This window comes from Halorubrum zhoui (genome assembly GCF_051194155.1).
Taxonomy (GTDB): Archaea; Halobacteriota; Halobacteria; order Halobacteriales; family Haloferacaceae; genus Halorubrum.
The window spans coordinates 64,492-81,300 of record NZ_JBLZNJ010000005.1 but is presented as its reverse complement, the minus strand read 5'-3'; the positions used below and the strand labels follow the sequence as shown (position 1 = coordinate 81,300).

The following is a 16,809-nucleotide window of genomic DNA, read 5'->3' as shown; positions in this document are numbered from 1 at the left end:
CGCGTCGACCCACCACATAACGGTGCCTCCCGAATTATCACGCCTGATTCTCGTGGGCGTGGGTTTATGCCCGGCCCCGGCGCGACACCGTCTATGAGCAGATCGACGGACCGGCGCTCCACGTCCGCTGACGCACCGCGCGTCGTCGTCGTCGACGACTCGCCGTTCATGCGTCAGCTGATCGGCGACATCCTCACCGACGCCGGGGTCGCCGTCGTCGGCGAGGCCGGCGACGGAGCCGCGGCGCTCTCCGTGATCGAGACGACCCGACCCGACGTGGTTACGATGGACGTCGAGATGCCCGGAGTAGGTGGTATCGAAGCGGTCGAACGCGTGATGGCGACGGTCCCGACGCCGATCCTGATGTTGTCTGCACACACCGCAGACGGGACGGACGCGACGTTCGAGGCGCTCGAACGCGGTGCCGTCGACGTCTTCACGAAGCCCGGCGGTGAGGTCTCTGCGGGCGTCTCACGGGACGCCGACCGGCTGGCGGCCGCGGTTCGGTCCGTCGCGACGGCCGACCTCGACGCGATGTCGACGGCGTCTCGGCCGCCGGCTGCAGACGCCACCGACGACTCGACACCTCGGCCGCCCTCGACGAAGCCCGGCTCGTCTCCCGAGGACCTCGACGCGCCCCTGACCGTCGTCGTCGGCGCGTCGACCGGCGGCCCGAAGGCCGTCGAGCGGGTGCTCGCCGCGCTCCCCGCGGCCGACTGCCGGGTGCTCGTCGTCCAGCACATGCCGGCCGGCTTCACCGCCCGGTTCGCGACGCGGCTCGACGAGGCCTGTGCCTACGAGGTGCACGAGGCAGGCGACGGCGACCGCATCGGGGCTGGTGAGGCGCTCGTCGCGCCCGGGAGCGCACACCTCGTCGTCGACAGCTACCGGGCCGGACGCCTCCGCGTGCGACTTCGTGAGCCGGCCGACACGGGGGTCACGCCGGCGGTCGACGTCACGATGCGGACGGCCGCCGCCGCGGTCGACGACCCGCTCGTCGGGGTCGTTCTCACCGGGATGGGTGACGACGGCGCCGCCGGAATTCGGGCGATGGCGGCCGCCGGGGCCCACACGATCGCACAGAGTCGGGACAGCTGCGTCGTGTACGGGATGCCGAAGCGTGCCGTCGAGACCGGTGCCGTCGACGACGTCCGCGACCTCGACGACGTCGCCGACGCCATCTTCGGAGGTGTCGCCTGATGGACCCCCACCGCGACGCCTTCCTCGCCGAGGCCGACGACGGCATCACGGCGCTCAACAACGCGCTCTTGGCACTCGAGTCGGACCCGACGGATGCGGCCGCGATGGACGACGTCTTCCGCGTCGCACACACGCTCAAGGGGAACGCGGCCGCCATGGGCTACGACGACGTTTCGTCGCTCGGCCACGCCCTCGAGGACCTCCTCGACGCCGTGCGTGCCGGCGAGCGGGCGGTGACACCCGAGCTCATGGACCTACTGTTCGAGGGCGTCGACGCGGTCGAGGCGTTGCTCGGAGAGATCCGTGACGACGGCGCGGTGACGACCGACCCGACGCCGATCGCCGCACGGTTGCGACGCGCACGGTCGACAGACGACGAGGCGACCGCCGACGTTTCCGGCGACGAGGCGACCGCGGATCCGCCCGACGACGAGGAGACCACGGACGCTCCCGGCGACGAGGCGACCGTCGACGTCTCCGGCGATACGCTCGCATCCACCGATCTCGTCGACGGCGACGCGGACGGCCTCGTTTCGGCCGGACTCGACGAGCCGGCCTGCCTCACGGTGAGGACCGCGACGTCCTCGATGCCGGGCGTCGACGCGTCGCTCGTGCTTCGCGCGCTCGCCGACGCCTCTGACGCGTACGCGACGGATCCGGCGCCCTCGGCCCTCGAAGACGGCGAGTACGACGACGGCTTCGACGTCTTCGTCGCCGATGCCGACGCGAGCCGGATCGCCGCCGAACTCGAGACGCTTCCACAGGTCGCGGCAGTCGACGACGCTGGCGTCCCTGAGGATCCAAGCGTCTCCGGAGGGCCGACCACGCCGAGCGACGGCCCGTCCGTCGACGCCGCCGGAGGGAGCGAAAGCGAGGACGACGCGCCCGCCGAGACCCCGGCAGCCCCGGACCCCGACGAGATCACGTCCATCCGAGTTGGCGTCGACCAGGTCGACGAGCTGTACGGACTGGTCGAACAGCTCGTGACGAGCCGGATCAAGCTTCATCGAGAACTCGAGGCCGTCGACGCCGACGCGGAGGCGCTCGCGGAGCTCGACAAGCTCGCCGCGAGTCTCCAGGACACGGCGATGAACATGCGGCTCATCCCCTTCTCGCAGGTCGCGGACACGTTCCCACGACTCGTCCGTGACGTCGCTCGCGACCTCGACAAGCGCGTCTCGTTCGAGCTCCAGGGGGCCGACGTCGAACTCGACCGGACGATCCTCACCGAGATGCGCGACCCGCTCGTCCACGTGCTTCGAAACGCGGTCGACCACGGCATCGAGCCGCCGGACGCGCGTGCAGCAGCCGGTAAAGACCGGACCGGATCGATCCGACTCACCGCCGACCGTGAGCGCGACCACGTCGTCATCGAGGTCGCAGACGACGGCGGCGGACTCGACGCCGACCACCTTCGAACGACTGCCGTCGACGAGGGGATCGTCTCGGCGGAGACGGCCGCGTCGATGCCCGACGAGGAGGCGTACGACTTGGTGTTCCACCCGGGGCTCTCGACGGCCGACGCCGTCACCGACGTCTCCGGACGGGGCGTCGGCATGGACGTCGTCCGCACCACCGTCCGAGACCTCGACGGCTCCGTCTCGGTCGAGAGCCAGCCTGGCGCCGGCACCACGATTCGCTTTCGGCTCCCCGTGACCGTCGCCATCGTGACCGTGATGTTCGTCGACGTCGCCGGCACCGAGTACGGCATCCCGATCAAGTCGATAGCGGAGGTGTCGGCCGCCGACGGCGTCGAGACCGTCCACGGCGACGAGGTCGTCAGACACGACGACGACCTCTACCCGGTCGTCCGCCTCGCCGAGCGGCTCGAGACGGCCAATGGCCGAGTTGAGAGCGCGGGTCGGCCACTGCACACGGCGACGGCTCCGGCCGCACCCGACGGCGGCGTCGACGACGAACGCGAGCACGACTCGTCGGGCGAGGCCGACGCCGTGCACACCGACGGGATGCTCGTTCGGATTCGCTCGGACACGCGCCGGGTCGCACTTCACTGTGACGCCGTCTTAGATCAAGAAGAGGTGGTCGTGAAGCCGCTCGACGGGCCGCTCTCTGGAACCGCGGGACTCGGCGGGACCGCCGTGCTCGGGGACGGAAACGTCGTGGGTATCCTCGACGTGGTGAGCCTATGACTGCCCGATCTGCCTTCGAGGGCGTGTTAGAAGAGATCGACGACTCGGTGCCGTTCGAGCCGGGGTACTACAACGAGTCGTACCTCGACCGCCGTATCACCGCCCGAATGCGGCGACGCGGCACCGACTCACACCGAGAGTACGAGCGGCTGCTCCGCGAGGAGGCCACCGAACGGGAGGCGCTGTTAGACGCACTCACGATCAACGTCACGGCGTTCTTCCGTGATCCCGAACTCTGGACCGCGCTACGCAGAGTGCTCCGAGAACTCACCGCCGAGCAGCGCCGAGTCCGCGTCTGGTCGGCACCGTGTGCAGACGGTCGGGAGGCGTACTCGCTCGCCATGCTCGCGTGTGACGACTCACAGATCGACGAACAGGCCGTGACCGTCCTCGGCTCGGACATCAGCGAGGACGCCCTCGCAGTCGCCCGAGAGGGCGTCTATCACACGACCCGGACGACCGACGTCGCCGCCGAACTCGCGCCGCTCTCGAACCCGTCCCGACTCGTCGAGCAGGACGGCGACGCCTTCCGGGTGCGACGCGCTCCGCGCCGACTCGTCGAGTTCGACACGCACGACCTGATCCGTGAGGGGGCACGCGGGCCCTTCGACCTCGTGCTGTGTCGGAACCTGCTCATCTACATCGCGACCGAGCACAAGCCGGCGCTCTTCGACACGCTCGGCGCGTCGATAGCCCCGGACGGGGTGCTCGCGATCGGGATGACAGAGAGCGTCCCGCCGGAGCTGGCCCACGAGTACGACCCGATCGACAAACGTCGACGCGTGTTTCGGAGACGCTAATGTCACTGTACCAGTACGCCCGCGAGGGCGACGTCGAGCGGCTTAGAGACGCGCTCGCGAGTGAGCGTGCGGTCGTTCGGCGCCGTGCGGCCGAGCACCTCGGGGAACTCGTCGAGGCGACCGATCAGGCGTCCATCGACGCGCTGCTTCGCGTGGCGACCGACGACGCAGACGAGGCGACGCGTGCGGTCGCCGTCGACGCGCTCGCGGCGGTCGGTGAGGCGGCGGTCGAACAGCTCCTCGCGGCGTTCACTGGACACGACGACGCGGGTGCCGAGTGGGTCACCGCGCGTCGGCTCGCCGCAGCGCTCGACGCCGACAGACCAGAGCTCCGGATCGCGGCGGTGCACGCGCTCGCCGGACTCGACGACCCGAGTGTCGTGTCCGCCGTCACGGGTGCGCTTTCCGATCCAGACGCGCGAGTACGACGACGCGCCTGTAGAGCGTGTGGGACCATCGCCGACCCCCGCGCCGTGCCCGCGTTGGTCGACCGGCTCACGGACGTTCCTCCGGTCCGAGGCGCGGCTGCCAACGCGCTCGGGAGCATCGGGACCGACGCCGCGCTCGACCCCCTCGTCGACCTCCTCGACGACGCCGACGAGTCGATCCGTCGGACGGCGGCCGGTGCGCTCGGTGGTGCGAGCACCGCTCGTCCGGTCGAGCCGCTCGCGGCCGCACTCGGTGACCCGAGCCCGGTCGTGCGTGAGGCGGCGGTGTACTCGCTGCTCGGACTACTCTCGAACGCGCCGACGGAACGGAGCCACGCGATCAGAGATCAAGTCGTCGAGACGCTCCGTGACGTAGACGACGACGGCGTCGTCGACCCGCTCGTCGAGATTCTCGATGCGGGCCAGGAGACGCGCCAGCGTCGAAACGCGGCGTGGATACTCGGCCGAATAGCCGATCCGCGCGCGAGCGCAGCCGTCGAAGCGCTGGTTGCGGCGCTCGGTGACGACGACGCACAGACGGCCCGGTTCGCGACGACGAGTCTCGCCGCGCTCGGCGGCCCAGTCGTCGAAGACCGGCTACTCGACCGACTCGATCCCGAGTACCCGGCGTCGGTGCGGGCGAACGCGGTGTTCGTTCTTGGGCGAATTGGTGGCCGTGAGACGCTCGAACGGATCGAGGCGCTGACCGACGACGAGAGCCCGGCGGTCCGCAAACGAGCGTTCTCGGCGGTGACGGCGCTCCGGTCGGGGGGCGTGTAGATGTCGGGCACGGACCGCGAGTACAAGCTCGCAGACACCCGCGCGCGGTTCGCCGTCGCCGTCCGCGAGGGTCGGGCGGTGACCGACGTCGCGTGGACCCCTGGACGCGTGTTGTTGTCCAACCGGCGACTCGTGCTCGCCGGCAACGACGGACGGCAGACGGTGCCGCTCTCGCGGGTCGACGGGCTCGGCGGCCGTCACGACGCCAACCAGACGATCGCCCGCGTCTCGAACTACGTGAGCTTCGAGCTCGACGAGCGGGTGTTGTTGGTCGCTGCGGCCGACCACGAGGCGTTCGAGCGCGACGTCTACCGCGCGCTGCTCGACGGTTCGACGCCGCTCGTCCGTCATCCCGCGGTCGTCGGTGGGGTGGTGAGCGACGCAGACTGGGAGCGGGCACGGCTCGGCCTCAGTGAGGACGGGTTGAGCGCTGCGCTCGAGAGCGGTGCCTTCGTCCGGTTCGACCTCAACGACGTCAGCGGGCTCGAAGCGACGGAGCGGACGGTCGCCGACCGCAAACGACCGGTACTCGAGGTGGCCCACACCGACGACGACGGCACCAGCGTCGAGACGCATCTCGGCGGAGACGCACGACAGATGCGGTTCGTCGAGGCGTGGCTCCGCAAGGGGACCGCTAGGAGCGAGGCGAACGTCGAGCTCTCGAGTCGCGACCGGGAGGTGTTGATGGCGCTGTACTCTGGTGTCTCGCCGTTCGAGATCCCCGCGTTCCTCGGGACCGAGGTCGACGACGTCGAAGAGACGTTCACCCGGCTCGTCGACCTCGAGATCGTCGAACTCGTTCGCACCCGTCAGGAGGTGTCACTCAACGCACGCGGTCGCAACATCGCCAGCGAGGCGATGAACGAACAGTGAGCCGAGTGACGGTGGCGAACAGCCGGCGACGCCGCGGTGCTCCCGGCCGGGTCGCCGGACGCCCGCCTCGCCCGGACCGGGTCGATGGTCAGCGCACGGACCGACTGGATCCGTCGTCGTATATATGCTGTCGGGTCCGGAGGGCCGTGTGGTACCATCGCGGCCGCTGGCGGGTCGGGACGCGCCCGGTGTCGTCGACCCACGTTTAAGTGTCGTCGGGTCGACCCGTCGGTATGATATCGTCTCTCGTCGGCTGCTTGTCGACTCACGACGTGGGTCCGGCCCCCGGGCGCTCACCGCGGACGCCGCGCTTCGGTCGGTACGATGCGTGAGCACGCGGTCGATCGGCTGGAGCGCGCGCTGTCTACCGACCCACCGACGGTCGTCGCCGCCGGTCACCTGAACTGGGACGTGACGATCCACGTCGACGAGCTGCCGACGGGCGACGGCGAGACGCAGATCGAACGGCTCGAGCAGTCCGGCGGAGGGAGCGCGGCGAACGTCGCCGTGGGGCTCGTCGGCCTCGGCGGAGATGCGGTCGTCTTCGGCAGCGTCGGCGGCGACGAGTCCGGCGCGGTCGCGCTCCGTGAGCTCGCAGGCGCGGGTGTGAACCCCGGTCACGTCCTCGTCGACCCCGACGCACAGACCTCCGTCACGTACGTCATCGTCGACGCCGCCGGTGCGGTGTCGCTGCTCGCCAACGAGGGGGCAAACGAGTCGTTCGCTGCGGCCGGCCTCGACGACGCGGTGCTCGCGGACGCCGACCACCTCCACCTGACCGGTCAACGACCGGAGACCGCGGCGTCGCTGGCGACGACGGCGGGTGACCACGGTACGCCTCGGAGCTTCGACCCTGGTCGGCGCGTGGGCGACCGGGCGTACGACGACGCGATCGCTGCCGTCGACCTCCTCTTCGTCAACGACCGCGAGGCGGACGCGGTCGCGGCTGGGACCGACGTCGACCCACGAGCGCCGACGGACCACGTCGTCGTGATCACTCACGGTGGCGGCGGGGCGACGGTCCACACCCCCGAGGGTGCCGTCCACCACCAGGGATTTCCGGCCGAGGCGGTCGACACGGCCGGGGCGGGCGACGCGTTCGCCGCCGGGTTCCTCGCCGCGACGCTCGGTGATCCGGCGAGCGAAGCCCGGGCGGTCCCGGCCGACCCCGACGCCTATCGGACGCCGCTCGTCGTCGCCAACGCGTGTGGAGCGATCGCCGCGGAGACGGTGACCGCCAGGGCGTCGCTCTCGTGGGACCGACTCCGACGGGTGGTCGACGCGGACGCCTCGACGGTCCGTCTCGAGTGAGGCGGTCGCTTCGACGGGCGAGTACGGGCGGCGAGGTTCTCCGGTCGCGGAACCGATAAGGCCGTTCCACGTCGACGACCGGTATGGACATCGCGCTCCTTGGCGGTACGGGTGACATCGGTGAGGGACTCGCGCTCCGATTCGCCGCCGACACCGCCCACGACGTGATCGTGGGCTCGCGAGACGCGTCGAAGGCAGCGGCGAGTGCGACGGCGTACACGGAGACGCTCGCGTCGATCGGCGTCGATCGAACGGTCGTCGGGATGGAGAACACAGCGGCAGCGGCACGTGCCGAGATCGCCGTGCTCGCCGTCCCGCCGTACCACGTCGGCGACACCGTGGAGTCCGTCGCCGATGCCTTAGACCCGGGCGACATCGTGATCTCGCCGGCCACCGGGATGAAGCGCGACGAAGACGGCGTTCACTACCACCAGCCGAGTGCGGGTTCGGTCACGCAGATCGCCGCCGGCGCGGTGCCGGACGGCGTCCCGGTCGTTGGTGCGTTCCACAGCCTCGCGGCCGGTCGGCTCGCGGACCTCGACGCCGAGTTGGGGATCGACACGCTCGTCGTCGGCGACGACGAGTCGGCCAAACGCACCGTCGCCGAGCTCGCCGAGGAGATCGATGGGCTTCGCGCCCTCGACGCCGGCGGACTCGCGAACGCGACCGAGATCGAGGGGCTCACACCACTCATGATCAACATCGCGAGCAACACCGAAGGCGTCGGCGACCTCGGGGTACGGTTCCGGTAGCTCGTCGTGTCCCTCGCGAGCGGTCACGTTCCGTCAGGCCTTTGCGCGGTCGGCCCTTCAGAACGGTAGATGGAGTACCTGGAGCGCCGGGTCGCGCTGGTCGAAGACGAGCTCGAGTCGGTGATCGGAGACGTCGAGCCCGACGAGCTGTCGGACGAGCTCGCCCACGTCGTCCTCGCCGGTGGCAAGCGCGTCCGACCGGCAGTGACGATCCTCGCCTGTGAGGCGTTCGACGGCGACCCCGACGACGCCGTCGACTTTGCCGCCGGGATCGAGTTCGTGCACAACGCCTCACTCGTGATAGACGACATCATCGACCGCTCCGACGTCAGGCGTGGCACCCCGTCGGCGTGGGCCGAGTTCGGGTACGGTCCGGCGATACTCACGAGCGACGGGCTGCTCGGCGAGGCGTTCGCGCTCTTTTCGAGTCACGACCGCGCGATGCGCACCGTCGCGGAGGCGATGGTCGAGCTCGGCGAGGGTGAGGCGACCGAACTCGCCGCCCGTCCGTCCACCGAGGCGGAGTACATGCGGCTGGCCCGCCGAAAGACCGGCGCGCTGTTCCGCGCCGCGGCCGAACTCGGCGCCCTCGCCGGGGGCGCAGAGCCGGCGGCCATCGACGCGTTCGGCGAGTACGCAGAGCGGGTCGGCGTCGCCTTCCAGATGCGCGACGACGTGTTGGACGCGACCGCGGACGCCGCAGACCTCGGCAAGCCAACCGGTCAGGACGCGGAGATGGACCGACCGAGCGTCGTGCAGGTCACCTCGCTCACGCCCGCCGAAGTCGACGAGCGGGCGCGCGAACAGTCCGAACTCGCGCTGGCCGCCCTCGAACAGGCCGACCCGCCGGAGACGGAGGCGCTCGCGTACCTGCGCGACCTGGCCGAGTTCGTGGTCGTCCGCGAGCGCTGAACCCACACCCGTGGGGACCTGACCCGCCAGGACACATCGCTGTATTCATAGTTGTGTGATCACGATCATCGGTATGAACCGCGCAGAGAAGGCGGCCCTCCAGCTGCGGGCGGTCGCCGTGTTGCGGACGCTAAAGCAGACGCGGACCTACGAGCAGCTCTCGTCGCTCACCGGGCTCCCGCCGGGTGACCTCAACCGGTACGTGAACGGCCACGTGCTCCCGGGTGCGGGGCGCGCTCGAACCATCGTCGCAGACGTGGGTCGCGAAGCCCTCGCCGACGAACTCGTCGCGCGCGTCGCCGTCGACGACGAGGGCTACGTCGACAACTCCGGTGTCGTCTTCGACCAGTCGTTTCTCGACCTCGTCGCTCCGGTCGCGGCCGAGTCGTTCGCGTTCACCACGCCGGACGTCGTGTTGACCGCCGCCACCGACGGGATCTCACTCGGCGCGGCGATGGCGTCGTTCTTCGACGCCCGCCTCGCGTACGCCAAGAAGTCGAAAGAAACCGCCGTCGAGGAGTTCATCGAGTCGCGACAGCGGCTCGCCTCCGGCATCGAACTCACATACTACCTTCCTGCGCGCGCCATCAATTCGGGAGACGTCGTCCTCGTCGTCGACGACCTGATCCGCTCTGGTGAGACACAAGAACTCTTGTTGGACATCGCGTTGCAGGCCGACGCCGACATCGCTGGCGTGTTCACGCTGATCGCGGTCGGCGATGAGGGACTCTCGCGCGCCCGTGAGATCACCGACGCACCGGTCGGCGCGCTCACGACGTTCGAGTGACCGGCCGGCGGGTGCCTTCCCGAGTGGCGCGTACCTGACCGGGAGGTCGGCCACGACGCCCGTCTCGGTATCCACGTTCGACCAATTTATCACCCATACGAGCCGCGCCATCTGTACAAATATTCACATATGCGTACACCTGGCTATTTGAGGTAGAAAGCATTATATTTAGACGGCTAAGTATACACGATTACCCAATGGGGCTCGCAGATTCCGTGACAGCGCGGTTCGACGTAGAACAGCACGGCTCCGACCTCCGGACCGAGGTCGTCGCCGGGATCACGACGTTCCTCGCGATGTCGTACATCATCGTGGTAAACCCGTTCATTCTCGCCGAGGCGGTCCAGATACCGGGGTACGAGTTCATCGAGGTCGTCCAGATGATCGCCATCGCGACGATCCTCGCCTCGGCAGCCGCGACGCTCGTGATGGCGCTGTACGCCAACCGTCCCTTCGGGCTCGCACCCGGGATGGGGCTCAACGCCTTCTTCGCGTTCAGCGTCGTGCTCGGCCTCGGCGTTCCGTGGCAGACGGCGCTCGCCGCGGTCTTCGTCGAGGGGATCCTCTTCATCTTGTTGACCGTCGTCGGCGCCCGTAAGTACGTCATCCGGCTCTTTCCCGAACCGGTCAAACGCGCCGTCGGGGCGGGCATCGGGCTCTTTTTGTTGTTCATTGGCCTCCAGGAGCTCCAACTCGTGGTGCCCGACGAGGCAACACTCGTCACGCTCGGCGGAATATTCGGGAGTCCGTGGTCGATCCTCGGCGTCCTCGGCCTGGCGCTCACGTTCGGCCTCTGGGCCCGCGGCGTGACCGGTGCCGTCATCATCGGCATTCTCACGACCGCGCTCGCCGGCTGGGCGCTCACGCTCGGCGGTGTCTTCGAACGTGGCGTCGTCACCCCCGAGTCGCTGCCGGCCGCTCAGTACGACATCACGCCCCTCGCGGGCGCGTTCGTCGACGGGCTCGCCAACATCGAGCCGCTCACCTTCACCCTCGTCGTCTTCACGTTCTTCTTCGTCGACTTCTTCGACACCGCCGGAACGCTCATCGGCGTCTCACAGTTCGGTGACTTCCTCGACGACGACGGCGACCTCCCGGAGATGGACCGGCCGTTGATGGCCGACGCGGTGGGGACAACCGTCGGCGCGATGGTCGGCACCTCGACGGTGACGACGTACATCGAGTCGTCGACGGGCGTCGAAGAGGGCGGCCGAACCGGCCTCACCGCGCTCGTCGTCGCCATCGGCTTCCTCGTCTCGCTCGTCGCCATTCCGGTCGTCGCCGCGATCCCCGCGTACGCCTCGTTCATCGCCGTCATCGTCGTCGGCGTCATGATGCTCCGCGGCGTCACCGAGGTCGACTGGTCGGACCCCGCCTGGACCGTCTCTGCGGGGCTCACCGTCACGGTCATGCCGTTCGCCTACTCCATCGCCGACGGCCTCGCTGCTGGGATCATCGCGTACCCGCTCATCAAGATCGCCGTTGGCGAGTACGACGAGGTCCGCCTCGGCCAGTACGTCATCGCGGTCCTCCTGGCCGGCTACTACGTGCTCCAGACCCGCGGGCTCATCCTCTAACCGGACACGCACGTGGACGCGCCCCGCGGTCGTGCGCGCTCCGCGCACCGATCACGGACTTCTTTATCCTCGTAGGATCTACGACGGTTCGATGACAGACCTGACGCTGTACGAGCTGTCCGGCTGCCCGTACTGTGCGACGGTGCGAGAGACGCTCGCCGAGCTCGATCTTGAGTACGAGTCGGTGAGCGTCCCGAGAGCCCACGACGAGCGAACAGAAGTCGAGGCGGTGAGCGGCCAGACCGGCGTTCCCGTCCTCGTCGACGAGGCGAACGGGGTCGAGGGGATGCCAGAGAGCACGGACATCGTCGCGTACCTCGAAGAGACGTACGGCGACGCGAGCTAACACGTTCCTGGCCGTGCGCCGTCTCCGTATTCCCAGCCAGCGGTGGGCGAAAGCGACGCTCGGACTCTCGCTCGCGTTCGCCGTCGCCGCGTTCGGCTACTTCGCGCTCACCGGTGCGCCGCTTCGCGGCGGGGCACTCGCTGTTCTCGTCCTCGTCGCCGGCTACTGGGAGTACCGGAAGAAACGCCGCGAGAAGCGTCTCGCCGAGCGATACGAGGCCGAAGCGGAGGCACAGTCCGACGGCCACGACCGCTGATCGAGGCCCGCCGGTCTCCACCGGCTTCATGTACGGGACCGGCGTAGCGTCTCAGGATGAGCGACGACCGCGAGGCCGCGCTGGACGCGATGGACCGCCTGCTCGAGGAGTTCGAGGACGACGACGCGGTGGCGTACGCGGAGGTCGGCGGCGTCTACCAGGAGAAGACCGACCTCGTCGTCACCGGCGACGGTCCCCGAAACCGCACCGCGTTCACCGAGACGGGCGTGTGGCTGCGGGTCTTCGCGAACGGTGCCGCCGACTACCGCTACACGACCTCGCTCGACGACGAGAGCCTTCGAGACGTGGCCGACCGGGCGATCCGCAGCGGCGAGGTGCTCGCTCAGTCCGAGCCCGGGCGGTTCGACGCGTACACGAGACACCGCGCGACCCACGGCGGCTGGGCCGAGACCGGTCTCGACACGGTCGACGTCGACGACGTCGTCGACGCGATCGATGCGGGCCTCGCTCACACCGAGGGCCTCGCACTCGAGCGGCGCTGGGTCGACTACACCGACGCTCACATCGAAGAGGCGATGGGAACGACCACCGGGAGCGTCGTGCAGACCACGCTCGACCGTGCGCAGCTGGCGTTCAGCCTCACTCCCGTCGACGGCCCGAAGGTTCGCCGACACGCCGGCTCGACGGCGGGCGCGGCGTTCCTCGAGACGATCCCCGACCGCATCGCGGCGGCGGCCGACGACCTCGAGCGGCTCGTCGACGCCGACCGCGCGTCGGTCGACGCGGACGGGTCGCTCGTCTCCGGTGAGTCGACCGTCGCGTTGAGTCCTCGCGCTGCCGGACAGCTCTTTCACCTCGTCGCACACGCGCTCGAGGCCGACGCCCGCTACATGGGGCTGAGCCCGTACGCCGTCGGCGACGAGATCGGCCCCCCGGCGCTTCGGATCGACGACACCGTCCGTGCCGGCTCGTGGGCCGCGCGAGCGTACGACGCCGAGGTGCGACCGACTACACCCGTGACGCTCGTCGCGGACGGCACGGTCCGTCGGCTGCTCCACAACACGACCGCTGCGGCAGACCACGAGACGGAGCCGGCGGGCCACAGCGTTCCCAGCCTCGGCTTCACCGAGCCCCCGCGCATCCACGCCCGTCACCTCGAGGTGGCCCCCGGCGACGCGGACGCGACGACCCTCCGTGACGGTGCCGACGTCTACGTGGAACGGTTCGGTACCCCGTGGCTCCGCGACGAGTTCGAGCGAGTGCAGCGCGCCGGCGTCTTTCCGGCGAGCGTCCTCTACGCGAAAGACATCGACGAGATGACCACCGACCGCCCCGACCGCGGCACCGCGTCGTTCCCGATCGCCGAGGGATACCGGCTCGTCGACGGAACGCCGGCCGGCCGGCTCGAGACTCTCGCCCTCGAGTACGATCCGAGCGTCCTCGCGAGTCTCTCGCACATCGGCGTCACTCGCGAGACGGTCACGGGCGTCTGTGAGAAACACAAATCTCGGCTGCCGTTCGCGGTGACGGCCCCCGGCGTACGGCTCTCCGCGCCGCTTTCGGCCTCGCGTTAGTCGTCGGCTGGTGTCGACTCGGCGCTGTCCGCTGTTCCCGACGCACGCGGGCCATCCATCTCGGCGTACGGGTCGTACCCTTCGGCGCTCTCGTAGAGGTGACACGCGACCGCCTGCTCGAACTCGCGTTTTGCTTCGAGCGGCGGCACCACCTGGTCACAGACGTCGCCGATGTACGACGGACAGCGGTCTTTGAACCGACAGCCGCTCGGCACGTCGATGACGTCGCCGACCTCTCCTTGCAACTCGACTCGCTCGCGGCCCACGTCTGGGTCCGGGACGGGTACCGCGTCGATGAGCGCCCGCGTGTACGGGTGTTGTGGGTCCTCGATCACCTGATCGGTCGGCCCCTTCTCGACGATCTTCCCCATGTACATGATCGCCAGCCGGTCGCACATGTGTCTGAGAAGCGATAGGTCGTGGCTGATGTACACCACGGAGAGCCCGAACTCGTCTGTCATCCGGTCGAGAAGCGAGAGCACGCCGGCGCGCAGGCTGACGTCGAGCATCGAGACGGGCTCGTCGGCGACGATGAAGTCGGGGTCCAACACGAGCGCCCGGGCGATAGCGACCCGCTGTCGTTGCCCACCGGAGAGCTCGTGGGGATACTGGTCGAAGTAGTGCTCTGCGGGCTGTAACTCGGCGAATTCGAGCGCGCGCTCGACCCGGGCCGTCTCGTTGCGGACGTCGTGGATCCGCAACGGCTCGGCGACGGTGTCGTACACCGTCATCCGTGGGTTCAGACTCTCGAAGGGGTCTTGGAAGATCATCTGTGCGTTCTGTCTGAACCGGGTGACCTCCGCGTCCGTCGCCTCCGACAGCCGCGTGTCGTCGTAGACGATGTCCCCGCCGGTCGGTTCGTGGAGCTTCACCAGCGACATGCCCGTCGTGGTCTTTCCACACCCGGACTCGCCGGCCAACCCGAGCGTCTCGCCCTCGCGCAGCTCGAAGCTCACGCCGTCGACCGCGTGGACGTACTCCGGCTCGCCGCCGCCGATCGACTCGAGGATGCTCGCGATCCACCCCTGGTTGACTTTGAAGTGTTTCTCGAGGTTTTCGACCTCCAACAGGACGTCGCGCCCGCTCATTCTTCCACCCCACCGTCCGTCGCCGCGGCCGTCTGTTTCCACGTCGTCGGGTCGTCGGCGTACGGGCGCAGCTCCGCGTCGATTTGGTCGGCGTAGTGGCAGTACGAGCGGAGCCCCTCGTGGTACTGTGCGTCCGGCTCCTCGGTGCGACACTTCTCGGTCGCCATCGGACACCGCTCGGCGAACCGACACCCCTCGGGCGGGTCGACGAGCTCCGGCGGGTAGCCGGCGATAGAGAGCAGGTCCTGGCTCGACTCGCGGATGTTCGGAAACGCCCGCTTCAACCCGATCGTGTACGGGTGGTACGGCTGGCCGAATATCTCCTCGACGGGTCCCTCCTCGGCGATCTTGCCCGCGTACATCACGATGACGCGGTCGCACGTCTCGGCGACGACGCTCACGTCGTGGGTGATCACGAGCATCGAGGAGTTGACCTCGTCTTGGATCGTGCCGATCCGTTTCAGGATCTGGTCTTGCATGATCACGTCGAGCGCGGTGGTCGGCTCGTCGGCCAAGATCAGCGAGGGCTCGAGCGCCAGCGCCATCGCGATCATCGCCCGCTGACGCATCCCGCCGGAGAACTGGTGGGGGTAGTCGTCTGCGCGCTCGGGGTCTAACCCGACGAGTTCGAACATCTCGGTGACGATCTCGGTCGACTCTACCCGGCCGGTGCCCGGTCGGTGCGTCTCTATCGCCTCGACGATCTGCTCGCGGATCGTGTACACCGGGTCGAGCGAGTTCATCGCCGACTGGGCGATCATGGAGATCTCTTCCCACTTGAGGCGGCGTCGCTCCGGCTCAGAAAGCGTCGTCAGGTCCTCGCCTTTGAACCGGATGCTCCCGTCGTTGACGTACCCCGCGTCCGGGAGGATGCCGATGATCGACTTCGCGAGCGTGGTCTTTCCACAGCCCGACTCGCCGACGATACCGAGGTTCTCGCCCTCTTCGAGCGTGAACGAGACGCCGTCGACCGCCTGGGCCGGCCCGTCTTCGGTCTCGTAGTAGACTTCGAGGTCTTCGACTTCGAGTTGACTCATTGTAACTTAGGGTTGGTGATCTCTTCGTAGCCACGGCCGATGAGGAAGCCGCTGATGACGAGCAGCCCGATACAGATTCCAGGCGGAACGAACCACCACCAGGCGCCGAACGAGAGCGCCGAGTACGCACGCGAGGCCTGCAGCATCGTTCCCCACGACACCGTGTTCGGGTCGCCGAGGCCGATGAACGAGACGCCCGCCTCGGCGAGGATCGCCCACGCGATCCCGAAGGAACCGTAGAGGAACGTCATCGGGAGCACGTTGGGCGCGAGGTGCCGACTGATGATGTGCCAGTCGCCCGCGCCGGCGACTTCGGCGGCCTTTACGAACGGCCGCTCGCGGAGCGAGAGCGACTGGGACCGAATGACCCGCGCCGTAGAGCGCCACTGCAGGATGATGAGCGCGAGGATGATGTTCCAGAGGTTCGGTCCCAACACCGCGACGAGGACGATGACCGTCGGCAACAGCGGCATCCCGTACAGGAAGTCGACGATCCGCATCAGCGCGTCGTCGACCCGCCCGCCGTAGTAGCCGGCGACGAGCCCGACGAGCGTGCCGATACCCGCGGTGAACACCGCCGCGATGAGCCCGACCAGGAGTGCCGCGCGTGTCCCGTAGACGAGCTGGCTGAATATGTCGAACCCCTCGGCGGTCGTCCCGAGCAGGTAGCCGCTGTCGGCACCGAGAAGCGACGGCTCGGCCCACTTGTCGATGATGATGCCCGCCTCGCCCTGGTACTGCCGCTGGAGCGGCTGGTGGGTCGCGATGAACGGAGCGAATATCGCGATGAGCACGAACCCGGCGACGGTGAGCATCGAGAGCCTGACCGACAGCTCGTCGGTCAACAACCCCCAGTGTTCGTTCAGCGTCTCCCGCCAGAGGCGGAGCGTCCGCCGCCACTTGTCGATCTCTTCGCCGCCCGTCGTCTCGTCGAGGTCGGTGTATATCGACCGGCCCGATTGTTCTTCTTGTGCCAT

At 68.8% G+C, this 16,809-nt stretch carries 16 protein-coding genes; 13 read left to right on the top strand and 3 right to left on the bottom strand.

The window, feature by feature from the left end:
• The first annotated feature begins 93 nt into the window (after positions 1 to 93).
• The 13 genes from cheB to ACNTAO_RS09070 all read left to right on the top strand — a co-directional run bounded on the left by cheB (position 94) and on the right by ACNTAO_RS09070 (position 13,707).
• Positions 94 to 1,200: a chemotaxis-specific protein-glutamate methyltransferase CheB gene (gene cheB / locus ACNTAO_RS09130; protein WP_435161687.1), complete on the top strand. Its 1,107-nt coding sequence runs from the start codon at positions 94 to 96 to the stop codon at positions 1,198 to 1,200.
• Positions 1,200 to 3,350 (top strand): ATP-binding protein, encoded by a 2,151-nt coding sequence (locus tag ACNTAO_RS09125; protein WP_435161686.1) that lies wholly within the window; start codon positions 1,200 to 1,202, stop codon positions 3,348 to 3,350. The genes cheB and ACNTAO_RS09125 overlap by 1 nt, the downstream gene beginning before the upstream one ends.
• Positions 3,347 to 4,150, top strand: a complete 804-nt coding sequence (locus ACNTAO_RS09120; protein ID WP_435161685.1) for a CheR family methyltransferase — start codon at positions 3,347 to 3,349, stop codon at positions 4,148 to 4,150. Before ACNTAO_RS09125 ends, ACNTAO_RS09120 begins: the two co-directional genes overlap by 4 nt.
• Positions 4,150 to 5,358 carry a HEAT repeat domain-containing protein gene (locus ACNTAO_RS09115; protein ID WP_435161684.1) on the top strand — a complete coding sequence of 403 codons (1,209 nt, stop codon included), beginning with the start codon at positions 4,150 to 4,152 and terminating at the stop codon, positions 5,356 to 5,358. The genes ACNTAO_RS09120 and ACNTAO_RS09115 overlap by 1 nt, the downstream gene beginning before the upstream one ends.
• On the top strand, positions 5,359 to 6,231 hold the full coding sequence (locus ACNTAO_RS09110) for a CheF family chemotaxis protein (protein WP_435161683.1): 873 nt from the start codon (positions 5,359 to 5,361) through the stop codon (positions 6,229 to 6,231). It abuts the gene before it with no gap.
• A 324-nt stretch (positions 6,232 to 6,555) separates the two neighbouring features.
• On the top strand, positions 6,556 to 7,542 hold the full coding sequence (locus ACNTAO_RS09105; protein ID WP_435161682.1) for an ATP-dependent ribose-1-phosphate kinase: 987 nt from the start codon (positions 6,556 to 6,558) through the stop codon (positions 7,540 to 7,542).
• A gap of 83 nt (positions 7,543 to 7,625) precedes the next feature.
• A complete protein-coding gene (gene npdG / locus ACNTAO_RS09100) occupies positions 7,626 to 8,294 on the top strand; it encodes an NADPH-dependent F420 reductase (protein ID WP_435161681.1) in 669 nt (222 codons plus the stop codon).
• A gap of 69 nt (positions 8,295 to 8,363) precedes the next feature.
• Positions 8,364 to 9,206 (top strand): polyprenyl synthetase family protein, encoded by an 843-nt coding sequence (locus ACNTAO_RS09095; RefSeq protein ID WP_435161680.1) that lies wholly within the window; start codon positions 8,364 to 8,366, stop codon positions 9,204 to 9,206.
• A gap of 73 nt (positions 9,207 to 9,279) precedes the next feature.
• A complete protein-coding gene (locus ACNTAO_RS09090; RefSeq protein ID WP_435161679.1) occupies positions 9,280 to 9,993 on the top strand; it encodes a phosphoribosyltransferase family protein in 714 nt (237 codons plus the stop codon).
• A 197-nt stretch (positions 9,994 to 10,190) separates the two neighbouring features.
• Positions 10,191 to 11,570, top strand: coding sequence for an NCS2 family permease (locus ACNTAO_RS09085; protein WP_435161678.1), 1,380 nt, complete (start codon positions 10,191 to 10,193; stop codon positions 11,568 to 11,570).
• A gap of 91 nt (positions 11,571 to 11,661) precedes the next feature.
• A complete protein-coding gene (locus tag ACNTAO_RS09080) occupies positions 11,662 to 11,916 on the top strand; it encodes a glutathione S-transferase N-terminal domain-containing protein (protein ID WP_435161677.1) in 255 nt (84 codons plus the stop codon).
• Positions 11,917 to 11,929: 13 nt separating this feature from the next.
• Positions 11,930 to 12,172: a hypothetical protein gene (locus tag ACNTAO_RS09075; protein ID WP_435161676.1), complete on the top strand. Its 243-nt coding sequence runs from the start codon at positions 11,930 to 11,932 to the stop codon at positions 12,170 to 12,172.
• 56 nt (positions 12,173 to 12,228) lie between these two features.
• Complete coding sequence (locus ACNTAO_RS09070; protein ID WP_435161675.1) at positions 12,229 to 13,707, top strand: metallopeptidase TldD-related protein; 1,479 nt, start codon at positions 12,229 to 12,231, stop codon at positions 13,705 to 13,707.
• Here the strand turns inward: ACNTAO_RS09070 and ACNTAO_RS09065 are convergent.
• From ACNTAO_RS09065 to ACNTAO_RS09055, 3 genes are read right to left on the bottom strand one after another with little or no spacing between them, the layout of a single operon-like run.
• Positions 13,704 to 14,795: an ABC transporter ATP-binding protein gene (locus ACNTAO_RS09065; protein ID WP_435161674.1), complete on the bottom strand. Its 1,092-nt coding sequence runs from the start codon at positions 14,793 to 14,795 to the stop codon at positions 13,704 to 13,706. The genes ACNTAO_RS09070 and ACNTAO_RS09065 overlap by 4 nt on opposite strands.
• The gene (locus ACNTAO_RS09060; RefSeq protein WP_435161673.1) at positions 14,792 to 15,832 is read right to left on the bottom strand and encodes an ABC transporter ATP-binding protein; all 1,041 of its coding nucleotides are present in this window, start codon (positions 15,830 to 15,832) and stop codon (positions 14,792 to 14,794) included. The genes ACNTAO_RS09065 and ACNTAO_RS09060 overlap by 4 nt, the downstream gene beginning before the upstream one ends.
• A complete protein-coding gene (locus ACNTAO_RS09055) occupies positions 15,829 to 16,809 on the bottom strand; it encodes an ABC transporter permease (protein WP_435161672.1) in 981 nt (326 codons plus the stop codon). The genes ACNTAO_RS09060 and ACNTAO_RS09055 overlap by 4 nt, the downstream gene beginning before the upstream one ends.

Bases quoted from the DNA above. Each gene is read 5' to 3' on its own strand.
- cheB (WP_435161687.1), top strand. From the start codon at position 94: ATGAGCAGATCGACGGACCGGCGCTCCACGTCCGCTGACGCACCGCGC.
- ACNTAO_RS09125 (WP_435161686.1), top strand. From the start codon at position 1,200: ATGGACCCCCACCGCGACGCCTTCCTCGCCGAGGCCGACGACGGCATC.
- ACNTAO_RS09120 (WP_435161685.1), top strand. From the start codon at position 3,347: ATGACTGCCCGATCTGCCTTCGAGGGCGTGTTAGAAGAGATCGACGAC.
- ACNTAO_RS09115 (WP_435161684.1), top strand. From the start codon at position 4,150: ATGTCACTGTACCAGTACGCCCGCGAGGGCGACGTCGAGCGGCTTAGA.
- ACNTAO_RS09110 (WP_435161683.1), top strand. From the start codon at position 5,359: ATGTCGGGCACGGACCGCGAGTACAAGCTCGCAGACACCCGCGCGCGG.
- ACNTAO_RS09105 (WP_435161682.1), top strand. From the start codon at position 6,556: ATGCGTGAGCACGCGGTCGATCGGCTGGAGCGCGCGCTGTCTACCGAC.
- npdG (WP_435161681.1), top strand. From the start codon at position 7,626: ATGGACATCGCGCTCCTTGGCGGTACGGGTGACATCGGTGAGGGACTC.
- ACNTAO_RS09095 (WP_435161680.1), top strand. From the start codon at position 8,364: ATGGAGTACCTGGAGCGCCGGGTCGCGCTGGTCGAAGACGAGCTCGAG.
- ACNTAO_RS09090 (WP_435161679.1), top strand. From the start codon at position 9,280: ATGAACCGCGCAGAGAAGGCGGCCCTCCAGCTGCGGGCGGTCGCCGTG.
- ACNTAO_RS09085 (WP_435161678.1), top strand. From the start codon at position 10,191: ATGGGGCTCGCAGATTCCGTGACAGCGCGGTTCGACGTAGAACAGCAC.
- ACNTAO_RS09080 (WP_435161677.1), top strand. From the start codon at position 11,662: ATGACAGACCTGACGCTGTACGAGCTGTCCGGCTGCCCGTACTGTGCG.
- ACNTAO_RS09070 (WP_435161675.1), top strand. From the start codon at position 12,229: ATGAGCGACGACCGCGAGGCCGCGCTGGACGCGATGGACCGCCTGCTC.
- ACNTAO_RS09065 (WP_435161674.1), bottom strand. From the start codon at position 14,795: ATGAGCGGGCGCGACGTCCTGTTGGAGGTCGAAAACCTCGAGAAACAC.
- ACNTAO_RS09060 (WP_435161673.1), bottom strand. From the start codon at position 15,832: ATGAGTCAACTCGAAGTCGAAGACCTCGAAGTCTACTACGAGACCGAA.
- ACNTAO_RS09055 (WP_435161672.1), bottom strand. From the start codon at position 16,809: ATGGCACAAGAAGAACAATCGGGCCGGTCGATATACACCGACCTCGAC.